The sequence below is a fragment of the Prevotella sp. P6B1 genome, from assembly GCF_000702825.1.
In the GTDB taxonomy this organism is placed as follows: Bacteria; Bacteroidota; Bacteroidia; order Bacteroidales; family Bacteroidaceae; genus Prevotella.
In genome coordinates this window covers 408,428-428,074 of sequence record NZ_JNKF01000010.1, presented here as the reverse complement: position 1 = coordinate 428,074, position 19,647 = coordinate 408,428, and the positions used below count along the sequence as shown (strand labels likewise).

General features: G+C 44.4%; 12 protein-coding genes. 4 read left to right on the top strand and 8 right to left on the bottom strand.

Annotation, left to right across the window (positions count from 1 at the left end; all coding sequences use genetic code 11):
- Positions 1-9: 9 nt before the first annotated feature.
- Genes T495_RS0102765 through T495_RS0102755 form a run of 3 tightly spaced genes read right to left on the bottom strand, consistent with a single transcriptional unit; the run spans position 10 to position 10,925 of the window.
- Positions 10-5,874 carry an MBG domain-containing protein gene (locus T495_RS0102765; protein ID WP_197020324.1) on the bottom strand — a complete coding sequence of 1,955 codons (5,865 nt, stop codon included), beginning with the start codon at positions 5,872-5,874 and terminating at the stop codon, positions 10-12.
- A 33-nt stretch (positions 5,875-5,907) separates the two neighbouring features.
- Complete coding sequence (locus T495_RS15030) at positions 5,908-10,206, bottom strand: S8 family serine peptidase (protein WP_081831977.1); 4,299 nt, start codon at positions 10,204-10,206, stop codon at positions 5,908-5,910.
- Entirely contained in the window at positions 10,203-10,925 is a 723-nt protein-coding gene (locus T495_RS0102755; protein ID WP_033147488.1) for a hypothetical protein, read from the bottom strand. The genes T495_RS15030 and T495_RS0102755 overlap by 4 nt, the downstream gene beginning before the upstream one ends.
- A 395-nt stretch (positions 10,926-11,320) precedes the next feature.
- On the opposite strand from T495_RS0102755, the gene T495_RS0102750 reads away from it, so the two are divergent.
- The 3 genes from T495_RS0102750 (at position 11,321) to T495_RS0102740 (ending at position 14,026) form a co-directional block, all read left to right on the top strand.
- Positions 11,321-11,827 (top strand): hypothetical protein, encoded by a 507-nt coding sequence (locus tag T495_RS0102750; RefSeq protein ID WP_155993404.1) that lies wholly within the window; start codon positions 11,321-11,323, stop codon positions 11,825-11,827.
- Positions 11,828-12,253: 426 nt separating this feature from the next.
- Entirely contained in the window at positions 12,254-13,465 is a 1,212-nt protein-coding gene (locus T495_RS0102745) for a VapE domain-containing protein (protein WP_033147486.1), read from the top strand.
- Positions 13,466-13,591: 126 nt separating this feature from the next.
- Positions 13,592-14,026: a DUF6078 family protein gene (locus T495_RS0102740; protein ID WP_033147485.1), complete on the top strand. Its 435-nt coding sequence runs from the start codon at positions 13,592-13,594 to the stop codon at positions 14,024-14,026.
- 117 nt (positions 14,027-14,143) lie between these two features.
- Here the strand turns inward: T495_RS0102740 and T495_RS0102735 are convergent, their stop codons facing one another.
- From T495_RS0102735 to T495_RS0102720, 5 genes are read right to left on the bottom strand one after another with little or no spacing between them, the layout of a single operon-like run.
- Positions 14,144-15,601, bottom strand: a complete 1,458-nt coding sequence (locus T495_RS0102735; RefSeq protein ID WP_033147484.1) for a PD-(D/E)XK nuclease family protein — start codon at positions 15,599-15,601, stop codon at positions 14,144-14,146.
- Positions 15,598-17,280, bottom strand: coding sequence for a transporter substrate-binding domain-containing protein (locus tag T495_RS0102730; protein ID WP_197020323.1), 1,683 nt, complete (start codon positions 17,278-17,280; stop codon positions 15,598-15,600). Before T495_RS0102730 ends, T495_RS0102735 begins: the two co-directional genes overlap by 4 nt.
- A 4-nt stretch (positions 17,281-17,284) precedes the next feature.
- Positions 17,285-17,440, bottom strand: a complete 156-nt coding sequence (gene rd / locus T495_RS15485; RefSeq protein ID WP_081773222.1) for a rubredoxin — start codon at positions 17,438-17,440, stop codon at positions 17,285-17,287.
- 14 nt (positions 17,441-17,454) lie between these two features.
- Complete coding sequence (locus T495_RS0102725) at positions 17,455-18,507, bottom strand: glycosyltransferase family 9 protein (protein ID WP_033147482.1); 1,053 nt, start codon at positions 18,505-18,507, stop codon at positions 17,455-17,457.
- A gap of 8 nt (positions 18,508-18,515) precedes the next feature.
- Positions 18,516-19,121, bottom strand: a complete 606-nt coding sequence (locus tag T495_RS0102720) for a DUF4254 domain-containing protein (protein ID WP_033147481.1) — start codon at positions 19,119-19,121, stop codon at positions 18,516-18,518.
- Between the two features lie 282 nt (positions 19,122-19,403).
- On the opposite strand from T495_RS0102720, the gene T495_RS0102715 reads away from it, so the two are divergent.
- Positions 19,404-19,640 (top strand): acyl carrier protein, encoded by a 237-nt coding sequence (locus T495_RS0102715; RefSeq protein ID WP_013065488.1) that lies wholly within the window; start codon positions 19,404-19,406, stop codon positions 19,638-19,640.
- The last annotated feature ends 7 nt before the right edge of the window (positions 19,641-19,647 follow it).

Genomic DNA, 19,647 nt, shown 5'->3' with positions numbered 1-19,647 from the left:
CTTTTGCTTTTATTTAAGAACGATCTTCTTACCATTCACGATGTATACACCTCGCGGTAGGCCTTCAAGCGTAGTGGCTTTTGCCTTTACCTTGTGTCCTTGTAAGTCGTAGATTTCCTGCGGTTCACCATTCATTATTATACCATTAATACCAGTAGAGCCAATTGCAAGGATGTTCTGGAACTCACACCAAACAGGCGCTGCTTTGTAGAGTTCCACGCTGCCCTCTGGCACATAGAGTATACATGTAGCTTTATCCACACCATCAAATATCGAACTATCTCCAGCCCTTGTCATCATACCACGAGCAGCAGCACCAGACAAGCTGATAGGTGTCGTTATATAAACGGTTATCGATTTCAGATTACTGCACCCCTTAAAGGATTTGTCGCCAATGGTTGTGATAGAACTTGGGATAGTAACATCCGTAAGATCCTTGTTGTTCTCGAAGGCACTCTCACCTATCTCCGTTACTGTGTATGACGTTCCATTATGCTCAACAGTTTCTGGGATTGAGAAAGCTCCCTTTACGCCTTCATCGTTAGTGATGGCAACTGTGTTCTCTTCGCTTTCGCCACCTGACGACTCGTTAATAGTGTATTCGGCAGAATTATCATCCTCGCCCTCACCGCTGCCACTATTATCATCCACAAAGGTTTTCTTTGTCTTAATAGTCAACGTGCCAGCAGAATAACTGAATGAATAGTTCTTTGCCACACCACCACTGATGGTGATAGCATAAGTACCAGGTTTGCTTTCTGAGGTTGCCTCACAACTTGCGGTAGGAGCTATAGTCAATACGGCTACAGTCTCGTTATTCACAAAGCCATCATAGCTGATGGTAAAGCGAGGAACACTTTCACCTTCAGTCATTTCGTAATTACCTACCGAAACTGTTAGCAAAGCTTTAGCTATCGTTACTCGGAAGTTCTGGGCTGCAATGTCATTATGGTTGGCGTCACCCTTTACCTTATAATAAACGGTATAACTACCAGCATTGGTGCCTTGAGGAATCTGCGTACTGTAATTGGTTCCGTCAAGCGAATACTGCATCGTACCTGTAGTCGTACTTCCAGCAGTAATCAGATCCTGAGCTGCACCAGTATATACCAAGTCACTCTTACCTGCTGGAGGCGTCAGACTACCATCAGCAGAAGAGATGGCAAACGTTGTACTGCCACTGACTGCATAGTTTCCACCATCAACATCCGTAATCGTTACTGTTGCTGTGCCAACATTGGTATTGTTGGTATAGCTGACTGAATACTCTGTTGCAGGAATTGTTGTTCCACCATCCTTTACTGCCACAGCTGGCTCCTTTGCTGTGCCATCATAGGTATAGCTGGTCTGACTTAAAGTGATAGTTGGGGTCTCAACCGTCTTTGCCGCAATAATCACAGTAAAGTGCTGAGCTGCTATGTCATTATGATTGGCATCGCCTTTTACCTTATAATAAACGGTATAACTACCAGCATTGGTGCCCTGAGGAATCGTTGCCGCATAGGTTGTACCATCAAGTGAGTACTGCATTGTACCAGTAGTCGTACTTCCAGCAGTTATCAGATCCTGAGCCGCACCAGTATATACCAAGTCACTCTTGCCTGCTGGAGGCGTCAGACTACCATCTGCAGAAGATATCGCAAACGTCGTACTACCACTGACTGCATAGTTACCACCATCAACATCTGTAATCGTTACTGTTGCTGTGCCAACATCGGTATTGTTAGTATAGCTGACAGAATACTCTGAGGTAGGAATAGTTGTGCCACCATCCTTAACAGTCACTGCTGGCTCCTTAGCTGTGCCATCATAGGTATAGCTGGTTTGGCTCAATGTAATCGTAGGATTCTCAACTGCCTTTGCCGCAATAATCACTGTGAAGTGTTGGGCTGCTATGTCATTATGATTAGCATCGCCTTTTACCTTATAATAAACGGTATAACTACCAGCATTGGTGCCTTGAGGAATCGTTGTCGAATAGGTCGTTCCATCAAGAGAATACTGCATTGTACCTGTTGTCGTACTACCTGCAGTTATCAGATCTTGAGCTGCACCAGTATATACAAGGTCACTCTTACCTGCTGGAGGCGTCAGACTACCATCTGCAGAAGATATCGCAAACGTCGTACTACCACTGACGGCATAGTTACCACCATCAACATCTGTGATAGTTACAGTGGCAGTACCAACATTGGTATTATTGGTATAGCTGACTGAGTATTCCGTTACAGGAATCGTTGTTCCACCATCCTTAACAGTCACCGTTGGCTCCTTCGCTGTACCATCATAAGTATAGCTGGTCTGGCTTAAAGTAATCGTAGGATTCTCAACTGTCTTTGCTGCGATAATTACCATAAAGTGCTGAGCTGCTATGTCATTATGGTTAGCGTCACCCTTTACTTTATAATAAACAATATAACTACCAGCATTGATGCCCTGAGGAATCTGCGTACTGTAATTGGTTCCGTCAAGCGAATACTGCATCGTACCTGTCGTCGTACTTCCAGCAGTAATCAGATCCTGAGCTGCGCCAGTATATACCAAGTCACTCTTACCTGCAGGAGGCGTCAGACTACCATCTGCAGAAGATATCGCAAACGTTGTACTACCACTGACTGCATAGTTACCACCATCAACATCTGTGATAGTTACAGTGGCAGTACCAACATTGGTATTGTTGGTATAGCTGACTGAATACTCTGTTGCAGGAATTGTTGTGCCACCATCCTTAACAGTCACCGTTGGCTCCTTCGCTGTACCATCATAAGTATAGCTGGTCTGGCTTAAAGTAATCGTAGGATTCTCAACTGTCTTTGCTGCGATAATCACAGAGAAGTGCTGGGCCGCGATGTCATTATGATTAGCGTCACCCTTTACCTTATAATAAACGGTATAGCCACCAGCATTGGTGCCCTGAGGAATCTGCGTACTGTAATTGGTTCCATCGAGTGAATACTGCATCGTACCTGTTGTCGTACTACCTGCAGTAATCAGATCCTGAGCTGTGCCAGTATAAACCAAGTCACTCTTGCCTGCTGGAGGCGTTAGGCTACCATCAGCAGAAGATATCACAAACGTCGTACTACCACTGACTGCATAGTTACCACCATCAACATCTGTGATAGTTACAGTTGCAGTACCTACATTGGTGTTGTTGGTATAGCTGACTGAATATTCCGTTGCGGGGATTGTTGTGCCACCATCCTTTACAGTCACTGTTGGCTCCTTCGCTGTGCCATCATAGGTATAGCTCGTTTGGCTCAAAGTGATAGTTGGACTCTCAACCGTCTTTGCAGCAATAATTACTGTAAAGTGCTGAGCAGCTATGTCATTATGATTAGCATCACCTTTTACCTTGTAGTAAACAATGTAGCTACCAGCATTAATGCCTTGAGGAATCGTAGTCGAATAGGTCGTTCCATCAAGAGAATACTGCAATGTACCTGTTGTCGTACTACCAGCAGTAATCAGATCCTGAGCTGTGCCAGTATATACCAGGTCGCTCTTACCTGCTGGAGGTGTCAGGCTACCATCAGCAGAAGATATCGCAAACGTTGTACTACCACTGACTGCATAGTTTCCACCATCAACATCAGTAATCGTAACAGTTGCTGTGCCAACATTGGTGTTATTGGTATAGCTGACAGAATATTCTGATGTAGGAATAGTTGTGCCACCATCCTTTACTGTTACTGTTGGTTCCTTTGCTGTACCATCATAGGTATAGCTGGTTTGGCTCAAAGTTATCGATGGGGTTTCTACTATCTTAGATGTAACTGTGAGAGTACCATTTACTAAAGATACATTTTTATTTCTTACAGAGCCTTTACTAACAACTATATTATAACTCCCTGCATTCGAAGATGAAGTCGCAGAACATGTAATTTCTGGCTCTCCAAAAAGTGCGGCCCCCGTTGTTTCATATTCCAAGGTAGGATTATCACTACCATATTGACGAGAAACGCTCTTAGCTGTAATTGTTACTAACGAACCATCAAGGACCACAAATGAGCACTGCGTATCAGTGCCCGCATACTTATCAGTCAGATTCTCCGCACTGAATATGATATTCTTTAATTTAACATTATAAGAACCTTGCGGAATGTTTTCATTCTTTGGCTTCAATAGCAGGCTCATTACTTTCCCATTACCAGGAGCAATACCATTGCCCGATAAGAAATAGCAGAACACTCTTAGTGTATTACTATCAATCTGACGAGTATCAACAGTCATACCTTCTGCCCTTGATTCCAATTTGTAGTTATTATCAAAAGCCTCGTAATACTCTCCAGAATACTCCATATCAAATTGCAATCCCATAATAGGATCATACGTATTCAATTCCAAATCTATACTCAGATTCTCGTGTGGAAATACGTCATCAGCTCTTAACGCCAGATAATTGGGCGCAAATCTACTTCCTCTTACCGTTACTTCTTTCAGTCGCAAGTCTGGATCATTGCTATAAATCTGCATCTTTGCCTCAAAAGCCTTTTGTTCTTCGCTGCTATAAACCACAGTTACATTACTGCTACTAGATGCAGGGATAACAATAGGCAAAGACTCCTTGATCGAAAGATTCTCGTTATTAAAGACAATACGATTAATTGTCAATGGCGCAGAACCATCGTTATTAATAGTAAATGTCTTCTCACAAGTCTCTGTTACAGCAACGGCTCCAAAGTCTAATGCATCATCACAAGAAATGGTAGGACTTTGTATCGTAATCTCTCCACCATAAACCTGAGAAAGCACATTCTCTACCTTATTATTAATTGTTGCCGAAAGTACTGTCTTGGTTGGCGTAAGCGTAACGCCATAACGACCAACTAGCTTCACCTTAAACGAGCCAATCTCACCATCTTCGCCTGTAAATGGCTTATCATTCCCAGAATAAGCAATGATACGCACTACATTCCCATTCAGCGAGGCAACCGCATGATGGTCCTGTTTACGACTTGAAAGTGCGAAACTGTTATCCACATACTGCAACTGCTCTGGCAAGGTAAACTCCAACTGCAAGCCACTGATGGCATCCATATTGTTCATAGTCATAGATACAGTCACTTCCTCATCGCTAATACCTGATGCAGGTTGTACATGTAGTTCGTTCACAGCAAAAGGTTGTGCTTTTAGCTGGATAGTATTTAGTTTCGACGAACTGTTGCATTCTACCTTTAACGATTTGGTAATATTGCCACGCTCAGTTGGTTGGTATGTGATATTGATATCTCTCGATTCACCCGCCCCAATTGTCAATGGCAATGTGGTAGACGAAAAAAACGTCATCACATCAGAAAACACCAAGTTTGTTATCTTCAAATCAGCATTGCCAATATTCGTAACTGTTACTGTCTGCTGATAGGTTTCACGAATGGGCACAGCCCCAAAGTCAATCTCTGTTGCGCTATATTGCGCCTTGGCACAACGGATGGTTACCGTACCACTTTGCGAACTGGCACTAACAGGTGTACTTGCACTATTAGTTAATACCAATTTTGATGGTGCTAAAGTCGCTGATAATGGCTGGTTACCAAGCTTCAGTTTAAACGAAGCCACCTCACCACTATTGCCACTAATGCTAGCCATCGACATCGAATATACAAACACATTTAGCACGCCATCCTTTACACCCACTGTTAACTGATGGTTCCCACACCTATTGCCAAGTAGTCCAGAACCTTCCACCAACGTTAGGTTCTCGTTTAGTGGGATGCTCACCTGTAATGACGATACTGCATCGCTGTTTTGCAAACCAACACTTATCGTCACCTCATCGCCAGGTGCTCCCTCTGTCGACGATATCGTTACAGTATTCCCAGCTCTGGCTCCCATGCCTAAGCATAGGAGCACACCAGCAAGAATACACTTCATCTTCGTAATCATAAGCATTCCTATTAGTAATACTTACTTCACTACCTTCTCACCATTGATGATATAAACGCCCCTTGGCAGTTTCTCCAGATCACAGGCTTTGCCAGATATCTTCTGTCCTTTCAGGTTGAAGATGCCATCCTGCTGCATCACCTTGGCCCCCATTGCATCGACATTGGTTGTGCCATCACCAGGATTGTTAGGAACCAAACCACCTCTGGTGTTACTCAGAATCAGTTTCGTAATCTCTGCCTCACCTATCTTCAGTAGGGCATGTTTACCAGCAGGTAGCGTTTTTCCACTCAGGTTGTATGCCATAAACAGATAATCGTTATTCGATAGCCAGCTAGATGTATGTTCAAAGCCATTCAGGTCTTCTGCAACAACTATATCAGCCTTTCTTGGCAAATTCAGTTGAACCTGAACGCCACCAAGTGCCACAGGGCTCTCCACATACAGCACACCATCCTCTATGGTATAGATGGCTACAGCCTCTTCATCAACACGTGTAGCAGCACGAGCACCTGCAGTAGGATTCAGCACTTTCTGAATAATGCCTACCACATCCAGAATATCAATTGCCAAATCTACATTCACATCGGCAGCTTCAAAGATAAATGGTTTAGGATTCATGCCAGCAGCGTAGTTTACTGTGGTAATTACATCGGTTACTTCAACTTCACCACTACCATTGGCATCGCCTAAAGATGCTGTCAAAGGAGTTACAGCCACAACGTTTGAGACATCGTATTCTTTCAAGTCTGTGCTTAGCACCTTATACATATAATAATAGGTCGTGCCTGGCGTTACATCGTAATCAACGTATTCTGTAGTTTCAATATCTACAATTTCTTTATTGATGCAAATCGTATCAGCTTTATCTTCTTCATCAATGGTATAGCGATAGATGTTGAATCCCATTGCATCCTCAAAGTCGTTGCTTTCGTTATTCCACGTAAGCTCTACGCGTCCCATCTTTGCCTCTCCAGCAAAACCTGTCGCCAGACTTCCTGCCGCATTAATGCGGATGTTAAAGCGATCTTTCTCATAAGGAATTTCGAAATATTCATTATCCTCAGCACCCCATACGTAGATGCGGTTTTCACCATCACTCTTTGTCTTACCATTGATAGTGGTATAGGCAGTGTAGATAGTCCCTTCTGTATTCCATGAGCCATCTTCTGCCACAGCATTCTGAGTAAAAGGACCACGAACGCCAAAAGCAATCTGTGGTACAACCGCCTTATTCATTGGACGGTTGAAATAGACTTCAAACTTATGCTTACCTACACCCAGCGGCGCCAAGTCCTCATATTCATCCTGAGCATCCTTGCCGTTAACAACAACCTTCCACACGATGCCATGAGCCTCGGGAATGGGTGTCTTTCTCATATTGCTCAGGTCAATCTGGCCATAGGTATCAGGAGCATTGCCAATCTCATAGACATATGGACGGACAATATCCTCTCGGCTTGTGCCGAGATAAGAAGGATGTTCTGATTTGTCTACACTCGGCGTTAAAGCTCTATTAGCCAACCAATAGCTCTTACCATTATACTTACCTCCCACATTGCATAGACCAAGATTGTTGAAATAATTGTTGTTATATAATGAGCTATAACTTGGCAAACCTTCGGCACTCCATTTGCCATGATAAATATTTACTATATTTGAATATCGCAAATTTGTTGACAAATTACTAATATTACTACCGTAAGGTGTCTGAAAGTTATGTATTGTATTTCTCACACCATCCAAGCCATTGAATGGACTACAATCATGAAAAACACAATCCTTCGAATATGGTTGATAATCCCCTGGAGCCGCATCTATACGACAATACGAAATTGTATCACGAGGATTGTCATACGTTGACCAGCTTACAAAAGTAGTTTCAATTGATCCATAGTTATTCTTTTCAATAGTATACGATTGTGCATACATATTGCAGTATTCATTGTAATCGTTAAACATCCTAAGCACTGCCGGTGTTATGTAATTTGGATCTGTTAGCAAATTTTGCTTGTCTGTCATATCAGGACTCCAGTCATCAATATAGTCATGCAAACAAAAACATTTACTATGATCATCTTCTGTATCACTAAAGCAAGCTTCTTCATAAGTTCCTCCTATTTTGAAGGGTGTCAGCGTTGTTGGAAGCAAGGTAAACAAGGTTCTATCAGCATTGGTATATAAAAAAGCCTCGTGCTTATGTTCTCCACTTGACTCATGAGATTTAATTCCAGCCCAATTGGCACCATGATGACCGGTAAAGACGATAGGATTTTCTGGAGTTCCCTTCGCAACGAGTTTGCCAAATGATGCAAGCCCCATACCTTCCTCAAACTCCAAGCGTGTGCCGGGCTCGATTGTCAACGTAACACCTTCCTGAATACCGATATTCTCATTCACTAGATAAACATGGTCGGCAGTGAGGGTAGTATCCTTACTAATCAAACCACTTATCTTCTTCATGTTCACCACGACCATTGTGAAATGGCCCTCATAGAGCGTAGAGGTCTCATCACACTTAGCAGTAAATTTCATCTTGATGTGGCGATTATCAGCGATGTTGTTGGCGACTTTTAACTTCATAGGGTTCATACTGACAGACTTGGCATAAGCGCTCAGTGGCTGACCAAAGGCAATCCAACCAGGAGTCAGAATCTCTACTGTGTTAGGGTCTTCAAAATCATCACCCATCTCTAGTTTCATCTGAATATTGCTGGCCGCCCCAAAGGTTGTGCGGATTACAGGATATAGAGATATCGTCTCGCCTGCATCAATTTCACCATCGCCACCATAGTCATCTTCTGTTTCATCTGTAAGTTCCTTACGCTCACGATACATGATTCTCATTAAATCAAGCTCCGCGGGACGATTCGTAACGGCGTATGCTTGAGCAATGTTATCGGTATGAAGCAAATCGCCCCATAGAATTTCTTGAGTATCATATTGCTTTACCATTTTTAGTGCAGAAATAGCACCAGCAACAAGCGGAGCTGCCATTGATGTTCCTTGCAGTACCTTATATCTTCCACCAGGTATTGTACTCAACATGTCTGTTCCTGGAGCTTTCAATTCATAATTGAAACCATCGGGGTCTTGAAGAGTCGTAACAGATGAAAAAGTATTGCCATTATCATCGTAATTACTAAAGCCAGCTAAACCTCCACTAGATGTTGTCGCTTGAATTCCAAGAACGAACGAGTAGGCTGCAGGAAACATGGGAGCAGCTCCATAACATGGTACGGGATGATGTGGTGTATTGATACATCTACCATCATTTCCTGCTGCAGCCACAATTACCGCGGTCTGGTATGCTTTCTCCAAAGCCTGACGTAAAACAATACTATTAGAATAAGTTCCTAATGAAAGGTTGAGAATAGAAGCACCATTGTCTACAGCGTAACCTATACCCTTTACGATTGTAGCCACATCACCAGTTCCATCGCTCTGCATCACAGATATTGGCATAATGAGTGCCATCGGATTTGCGCCAATAATGCCAATACCATTATTTGCTGCTGCAGCAATACCAGCCACATGGGTTCCGTGCATATTAAAGTCACGTATATTGGGTGTATTGTTGATAAAGTCCCAACCATGAACATCGCCAGCGAAACCATTTCCATCATTGTCATAATTTGCTTCACCTTCGGCTTCTGCTGTATTGGTCCAAAGATTATCTTTCAAATCAGGATGGGTCATATCAACGCCTGTATCAAGTATAGCAATAACAGGGCGTTTAGGATTAATAATGGGTTTATTCCACAATTGCTTTACACCATAATCGTCCAAATACCATTGTTGGGTGGTATATGGATTGCCAGCAAAGCTGCCAGCAATTTCTGCATCAGTCAAATATACTTTATAATTTGGCTCTGCATATTCTACTGCATCAAGTTTCTTCAATTGATCAACGAGTTGCATAGTTTGTGGTGCGTGTGCCTCATCCATTTCAACCAGATAGAGCTGACTTAAATCATGCTCCTTGATTGTTTCTCCATTAAAAGCGCGTGTCTTCCTGAGAGTTCGATTAGGATTCTCATTTGGCAAGAGCTTATCCATCTTATTAACGCCAAACTCTTTCAATACAGCACTTACTGCATTATTATCAACAGAGTTGAAAACACCACGAGTTCTGCTTACCTTAACAGGACTGTCATCCTTGAACTTCAACAAAACCTGTCCTGGTACATAGGCGTTCTTTCCTACTCGTGCATCAATCTTATATACTTCATCCTCATTGTCGTTTGAAACTTGCGAAAATGCAGACATTGTCCCCACCACTAGCAAGGCCATTGCCAAAAGGTAACGATTAGTTTTCATATGCTTTTATTTGTTTTAGTTTTACTATTTGCTTCTATCAAATCTTTTAGATTAGAATATTTTAATTTTGCGCCGTTGTATATCGCGCAAATAATACGTTCTTGTAATTCTGGTTTTACTTTAACCTTAGAAACATCTATATAATCCTCAATATCTTTTTCTCCAATTTCAACAATTCCACCTTGGAAATACTTCCCTATTAAAAGAAAAACACCATATTTATAACCATTCCAATTTACAATGCTATCTTTTACATGTATGTCATCTCGGAGGAAAAAACCCAATTTATTAATATCCTTTACTAAAGAAGGATTGTCGACTTCTACAGTTTCTTTTCTTTTTATTTCACAAACGATATAATTTTTCCCACTGCCATTTCCTTTATGCAAGACAAGGTCTGGATAACCATAATTACTTCTTGTATTAAGTTTCTCCATGAATTCCTTTCTTATTTCAGCATTAATCCTATATTTTTTTCGGAGCATATACATTGGACTACCACAAATAGTATTATCCATATTCCATTGAAAATATAGTTCATACGCAAATGCTCTTTCAACATATGAATAATTCTTCTTACTAATGCGTTGATTATTTATAGTCCAAAACAAAAAACTCTTCTTTACAGATAAAATGGAGTTAAATAAAGACTTCATAAACAACTGCATATCATCAGAAACAATATCAATGTTTTTTCGGCGATTATAGGTATACCACATATTATCTCTACTGCCTACAAACACCCCAAAGTCGGCGGTTAATAGATTGTTTTAGGTTCTGCTTATAATACGAAAAAAGGCGTAGGTGTCTGTTCTTTGCCCATCCTGGAGCCAAAGGCCTTCGCATTGCCCACATCACACAGGATAGACAACGCAGAAGCCCACGCCAGTACGGACTATATAAATATGGTATATAGATACGCACCACGTAGACGCCTCGTTGCCATCTGCCTGCTGTGATGTTAAGAGTTTGCGAAGTTCTTGGCTCACAACGACAGACGTTCGAAAACGTCTTTATCATAAAATAAGATCGCACGCTTAGCCCCTTAGGGGCTACCAGCGACGGTGCAAATATAGGAAATATATTCGATACTTCCAAGTATTATGCAAGAAAAATGAGTTTTTCTGATAAAAGTTTGGAAGATTCACAAATACTTGTTATATTTGCAAATTGTATGGAAAAGGTTAATCAACGTACAGAGGAGCAATACTATATAGAAAGTAAGAGGCTTAGAGCAGAAGTCATACAAATGGCAGATGCTTTAAAAGATAACCCCTTGCGCTTTACTGTGACTAATGGCATTACAATGGATGTTGAGATAACTAAGTCGGACCTCAAAACGATAGCCAGCAAAAATACTCAGGATAACCGCTTTAATGCTTTTAAAAATATGGTTGCACGAGATATTAAAGGCTTTATAGAAAAAGCTACTTATGAGGGATGGCGAGCTGTTATTCCTGGCAAACATCCTGAGACTGCATTCTTTGCCTATTTCAGCCGCGAGCTTGGTGGTAAAGCTTATCTCTGCATACGCAAAATCAAGAATACAGGTTTGTTCAAACCATATGCAATTATCGACCAGAAAACCTTTGACGCTGAAATACAAAACCTGAAGAAATAAAAAAACCGCTGAACTGATTTGCTAACCCGATTACGGTGCTACTCTTTCATTTCAGCGGGAGGAAGCGGTTTCCTTTCGGCTGCAAAGATAGGAAATATATTCGAAACTTCCAAGTATTATACAAAAAAAAGTTATAAAAAGAAACTGGTCAACACCTCACTTTGAGGCTCTGAAATCCTTTGTGGCAAAGGGTTTGAGGCGAGTGAGGTGTTTGGCAAACTACTCACTAAACATCTCACTTAAAACCTCACTCGATTTTAACACTTGAAGAATTTAACAAAAATTTAACAGGAAAGACGGACAACCGCTTTTTTATTTTTGTACCTTTGCCAACCGAAAGGCAATAGCCAAAAACCGTACACAAAAACATACGCGAGTATGAAAAGTGCACATAATCAACAAACTTAAAATTAAATTCTTTATCTTATGGAGAAACTAACAATTAACGGAGAGTCTCTTGGAGTCTCTCAGCAGAACTCGCTCGCCGTAGAGCAGTTCCTTAGTGACAACTACCAGTTCCGTCGCAATGTACTGAATGGTAAGGTAGAGTATGTAACCCTTAGCGCAGAACCTCCTGATAGTCAGCCTGTTTGGAGAACGCTAACACCTGAAGCGCTGAACAGCATCGTTCGCAAGGGTAAGCAGGAGCAGATTACCAAAAACAGTCCTAAGACTGATATACAAGAGGTGATCTACTCGGATGCAACGCCCGTGTACAATCCTATCAGTGAGTATCTGATGCATCTGCCTAAATGGGACGGGCAGAATCATCTGGCCAGGTTGTTCAGCCGTCTGCCAGGTATCAGCAGCGAACAGTTGGACTTCTTAGTCATCTGGTTCCGATCGGCTGTGGCGCATTGGCTGCAGAAGGACAGGCTGCATGCCAACGAGAGTGTGCCCACACTGATTGGGGCGCAGGGCTGTGGCAAATCGACCTTCATCGCACGTCTGCTGCCTTCTGAACTGCAGGAGTATTATCTGGACCACCTGAACCTATCGAACAAGTTTGATAAGGAGATGGCCTTGACAAACAATCTGCTGGTGAATCTCGATGAGCTGGACGCCATCCGTCCCAGTCAGCAGGCGGCCTTGAAGCAGACGCTCTCGAAAATCAAGGTCAACGGACGTACCATCTATGGCAGTTCGCAACAGGATCGCCCCCGCTATGCATCGTTTGTAGCCACTACCAACAATCCTCATCCGCTGTCGGATGTAACGGGTAGTCGACGATATATCTGCATTGAAATCCCTCAGGGGCAGTATATCGACAATACGGGCGAGATTGACTACGAACAGCTGTATGCCCAGCTGGTGTACGAGGTGAACGAACTCGAAGCACCCTACTGGTTCACCAACGAGCAGGTGGCGCGTATCCAGCAGCTGAACCTGAACTATACCGATGAGAAGGATATAGCCGAGATTGTTGAGAGCTGTTTCCGCAAGCCCCATGAGGGCGAGAAGGTGAAGGCTATGAACACCAAGCAGATGATTGAGCTGATCCGCAAGGAATACCCCTCGGTAAAGAGCGACCAGAGTACCAAGATTCATCTGGGTTATGCGATGAAGGACCTGGGCTTTGAGCATACTGAGCGCGGACATGTGAAATTCTACAATGTGGTGCCTCTGAAAATTGCATGAGGTGTTGAGTGAGGTGTCAGGTGAGTAGTTTCGCAAACACCTCACTCGCCTCAAACCCTCTGCTACAAAGGATATCAGCCTCGTAAAGTGAGGTGTTGAGTATGTTTTACATAAAAAATAAAAATAATGGAGAATAAGATTAATTACAAAGATGTGCCTGGCTGTTTTCTGCATTGCATACAGTCGGATTGCAAAATGGCTGACCACTGTCTTCGCCAGCTGGCGATGCAGGCTTTGCCCGATGATTATCATAGTGTGACAATTGTGAATCCAAAGTACACAAAACCCACGGGAGATTGCGAGTTCTATCGCAGCGATAAGCCCCAGGTGTATGGTAAAGGTTTCAAGAATATGCAGACCAAGATGCTGCCTAGCGAGTACGATACGTTCCGTTACCGACTTCAGGGCAAGTTCGGTAGAAACCCTTACTTCGAGCGTCGCAAGGGTGCGCGGCTATGTTCGCCCAGCGAAATCAAAGAGGTGGAGGCAGCGCTAAAGATTGTTGGCCATGAAGAACTGAAATTTGATGCTTATGTAGAGAAACTGAACTGGGTGGATTAATCACTGGTTCAGTACTTGGTAACAAAGACTGGAGTCCTCCGCCTGAAGGACTCCAGTCTTTTAGTTAGAGGATTGCAGTCCTTCAGTGAAAGGACTGGCTAATTATTTAAATGTACATTACAACAGCAACCGGTGGCCCAGGTCTCTTTGCTGGCAGATGGTGACAATCTGCTGGATAAGCTGGTCCATCTTAGGCACTTGGGCCACGTAGTAGGTGGGATAGTCGGGACAGAGCACCACCAGGTTCATTGCCTTGATGCGGATGCCGTAATGGCGCTCGAGCATGTAGCGATACAGGTTCTGCTGGATGCAGTAGTGATAGAACGAGGTGTCGGGCAGACTGATGCCGTTGTGGCTCATCTTACCACGGAAACCCTCTACGATGGGTTGTCCTTGGGCGTTGACCACCTTCGACGAACGCTTCCAGTCGTAGATGGTAAACTCGCCATCGTCGTTCTGGCAAATCAGGTCGATGGTGCCGGCAATGTTCAGATCCTTATCATAGACAGGCCACTCCTGGCGATAGGGCTCGATATCGTAGTCGCGGATGAAGCGCAGGAAGTGCAGTTTCTCCTGTTCCACGTTCACCACTTCGGTCTCAGAGCCGAACTGTAGCTGGCATTCTGTCTCGAAAAATCCACGCTGGAAGTAGTTCTCTGTCTGCAGATGCACAAAGGTGCCTACCTCGCTGGCCAATCGGCCTGCCTTGGCCCACTTATCGAGGCACTCCTCTACGGGTATGCCTTTATATCGCAACTGGTTCTCGGCCTGTGACAGAGGTTGGAACTCATCGTAGAAGTAGGCTATCAACGAGCTCACAGGCAGCATGCGCTTTATTCCTTTATATATATAGATATGTTCCTCGGGCTCAAAATCAATGAAAGCATCCTGCTCGTAGCAGCCAGCATCGCGAAAGGTGGCCATCTTCTCGCACATATCATCTGTTTTCTCGAAAGGCCTGACCAGCGGCTTGCACTTCAGTTCCTGCTCGTCGAGGGCGTATCTGTCGACTATCCACTGGCGGTCTTCGCCTGCCACCTTCTGCCAGTACGCCATCTTCAGGGCATCATGGCGGCTCCAAGGCTCAACAGGAAAGGGCACAGAGGTGAAGACATGCTGCCCGGCTGTAGCCATATCGGCCGTCATAGCCGAAAGCAGTTCCACCAGATAGTCGGCACAGATGCTGGCTTCCTGAGTGATTTGCTGAACGGCCAATCGCACCACCGTCCACCCATGACGATTCAACAGATGATCGCGAAACACATCGCCACACGACTGATAGTGGATAGGCTCGCGCGTGCTCTTCTGATAAGGCTCGTCGATCTCCACATCGATACGGATATCAGGGCGACCAGCTACCACCAGCGCCAAATCGGGATAGTAAGGCGGCTGCTTATCAGTAGTGATGATGCAGGCATTGAGGATGCACTCCACGCCAGCAGGCAACTTGGCAGAAAGCTCACGAGCGAAATGCTGCTCGATGGCGCCTGGCTGTACTAAGGGATGACGACGATAGGGATACAAAACGGTTCCCTTCTCAGGGAACCTTATGATAGGATATACTTGTTGTTTCATGCCGTTTCTTCTTTCTCGCTTTGCAAGGTCATCACGAATCGCGCGCCTCCGGTATAGGTGGTGTCGAGAACGATGTCACCACCCAGTCGGCGCGCCAAGCTACGCGCTATAGCCAGTCCGATGCCTGTTCCATCGCTATATTCGTCTAACTGTACAAACTCATCGAATATGCGCTCGGCCTGATATACGGGTATCGATATGCCTGAATCCTCTACCACAAAGCATGCCTGGCCGTCGTGATTACTTATTGTTAATGTTACTTGTCCTTGTTGGGTAAACTTCTTGGCATTGTCAAGCAATTGCTCCAACGCCTGTACTGCCGAGCGCTGATGGGTATCAAAGAATAGCTCTGTACCCGTCTGCTTAATCAGTCTGAATACGAACTGCGATGCCTTATCGATACCTGTAGCCTTGATGGCCTCCTGGGCTATCATGGCTGCCGATGTATGGTCTTCACGCTCCAATATGGCACTACTATTGACATCGGCCAGCGCCAGCATCTTATTCACCAGTCCTGTGATACGTTCCGTGTTCTCTATAATCTGCAACGACATCTCGCGCCTCTGCGCCTTATCCAGTTCGACATCGGTCGTTGTCAGCACCTGTGTAAAGCCACATACGATATTCAGTGGCGTACGTATCTCGTGCGATATCTGCTTGATGAAGTTGCTCTTCATACGGGTACTCTCCTCGGCTCTGGCAGTAGCCAGCTGGAGGGCCTTGTTCTTCTGTTGCAACTGCACGTTGGCACGCTGCAAATGGTGGCTGTAGCGATTGCGGTTGACCACATAGACCACCATAAACATAAACACCAGACAGGTGAGCAGCCACCAAACCCACATGGGTATCTTGATATCGCCAAACCGTTCGGCCACTTCCTGGCCATATATCTCATCGATGATGCCTTCGGCCTCCATCTTCTTCAGTTCGGCATTGATGGCATCAATCAGTCGCTTGTCGTGACTGGCATAACAGTATTCACGAGGCTCTAACGAGAGGTCGTCGGCCTGCAACTGCCTCGACATACGCAGAAGTCCGATATTATATTTAGCCTGGAAACGATAGCAGATCACACCATCGTACTTACCGTCAGCCAATTCAACAAAAGCCTCGCTCAGATCGGTTATCGGATGGCCGATAGCCCCTTCGTCCTTCAGCATCATGCCGATAGGACGTGATTTCATATAAGCCATATGCTTGCCTTTCAGGTGACGGAAATCAAACTCCGAAAAGTCCTGTTTCCTGTAAACCACCTGATAATACATACGGAATACAGCTTCAGAATAGTTGGTTGTATCTTTACGATAGGGCGAATAGACCAACATGCCCATATCGTATTTGCCGCCAATGATGCCTGGCGACATTTTGTCCCAATGGTTAGGTGAGAAAGTAAACGGGATGCCCATCCGCTTCAGCAGTTTCTTGGTGAACATCACATCGTAACCACTTGGTACGCCCTGGTTGTTCACATATTGCAGAGGAGCATAACTGGTATTCATACCCATGACCAACGGACGGTCCTTGCTGAAACCAAGCTCTGTGGCCAGTGGGCTTACGTTAGGTTCATCATCAAACGACTGGAAGAAGTCGCTGGCATCGTATCTACATGAAACCAGCACTATAGCCGATAAGACAGCTATAACCGACGTCAATCTGATGATGAACCTATTTGTTCGCATGAAATTATTCAGGCTTGAAACTGTCTTTGCCCACACCGCAAACGGGGCAAACCCAATCATCAGGAATATCCTCAAATGCTGTTCCTGGAGCGATGCCACCATCGGGATCGCCTTCTGCCGGATCGTAAACGTATCCGCAAACTTCACAAATGTACTTCATAAGCGTCTTAGTTTTTAGTTATTAATAATGGTAATTATTCTGTCAACAATCCGCTCAGGCGGAATGTTCTGCAGACAAGCATAATCGCCGCGCTGACAAGGCTTGTTGCCATAGATACTGCATGGACGGCATTCCAGATCAATCTGGATCACATTCTCCGGATTCTGGTTATAACCCAGGAATCCAGCCATAGGATGGGTGGCTCCCCACACACTCACCACAGGAACACCAGTGAGCGAAGCCAGATGCATGTTGGCAGAATCCATCGAGAGCATCACATTGAGATGACTCATCAGGATCAGCTCCTGATACATCCCCTCGCAATGCTTGCCAACACATACACACTGGCGATACTGGGCACACCACAACTGGAAGTACTTCTCCTCCTCTTCGCCCCTGCCAAACAGGAAGATGCGACCTTTAGGATAGGCCTGTATCAGGCGATAGATGACCTGCTCCATCAGGCGAGGCGGATACACCTTACCCTCGTGAGCAGCAAACGGAGCAATACCAATCCACTGCTCAAAACTCTTCTTAGGACCAAACACGGCTGGCAGCAGATTCAGATTACCACCTTCGGCGGAGAAGATGGAGCGGAACTGCCTCAAGTCAACCGGATAGCCCAAGCGCTCAAACACAGCAGCATAGTTCTCGAACGATGACGGGAGCTGCACGCGCTTATCCTGTTTGCCAGAAACCAGCTTACGGCGCTGACTACGGTTCTTAATCAAATGCTCTACACGGTATCTGCCCAGATTGAAACGCATGCGGAGATACTCTGAACGTAGAACATTATGCAAATCGGCCACCTTCGTAAATTGCTTGGCAACCAATCGGCGGTAAAGGGCATTCAGTCCTCTGACGCCGTGATACTCCTTGTTCAGATCGGCCTCCATGAAATTCACATTCGGAGCCAGATCATCGAACAACGGGCGCGCAAACTTACGGCTCAGCACCGTGATACGGATATCAGGATACTGCTGAGCCAGCGCCCATACCACAGGCACCATCATGGCTACGTCGCCAAGAGCAGAGAATCTTATGACCAGTATATGCTCTTTCTTCATCAGCCTTGTTACTTCTGATTATACAAGATAGGGTTAGTAGCGGGATCGTTATACATCTTCATCTGACGATACACTTTCATGTATTTGCGGCCTTCTGCGATATCCTCCAGTAACTGGTCGATAGCCAGCGAGAGGTCCTTCTGCTGTTCGAGCAGCACATTGAGCTTAGCCTGACATTTGGCAATATGCGCTGGCTCGGCATCAGTACGGTTCACCTGCTCCTGCATGTGATATATCTTCAGGGCAAGAATGCTCAGACGGTCGACAGCCCATGCTGGGCTCTCTGTATTCAGGCGCGCATCGGCCTGAGGCTTCACATCGCTATAATACTGACGGAAATATGAATCGATCTCCTCTACCAAATCGGTACGGTCCTGATTGCTACGGTCAATACGGCGCTTTAAGGCCAGCGCCTCAATGGGATCAATATGGGGATCGCGGATGATATCCTCATAATGCCACTGAACCGTGTCTATCCAGCACTTCTTATAAAGACTATGCTGGATACTGTCTTTCTGATACGGATTCTTTATAGGTGTATCTACATCATCGGTGACATGGTAATCATTGATGGCTCGATTAAAAATTTGATTAGACTCTTCTGTAAATGTCATATTTGTATTCGTTTTTATTTTGCAAAACTACAGAAAGTTTTTCAAATAACCAACTAAAATTGAATAAAATCATCATATTTTGTATTTTTATAGTATTAAGGGCGCCAAAAAATAGCATATTTTTGCACAAATCACCCCGTAGTGTGCAAACTAAAGCAAGTTTTTCTTAAAAAAATTTGCGTAAGTGAAAGAAATTGTGTTACTTTGCACCCGATTTCGACCTAAAGTCGGAAAAATTTCAAGATAGCAACATCATTATTAACAAATTAAAGTATTACAATTATGTCAGAAATTGAAAGCAAAGTAAAGGCAATTATCGTAGACAAACTCGGTGTAGATGAGGCTGAAGTAAAGGCTGAGGCTAGCTTCACAAACGACCTGGGTGCAGACTCACTGGATACCGTTGAGCTGATCATGGAGTTCGAGAAGGAGTTTGGTATCTCTATTCCCGATGATAAGGCTGAGAAGATCGGTACTGTTGGCGATGCTATCGCTTACATCGAGGAGAACGCAAAATAATATTTGT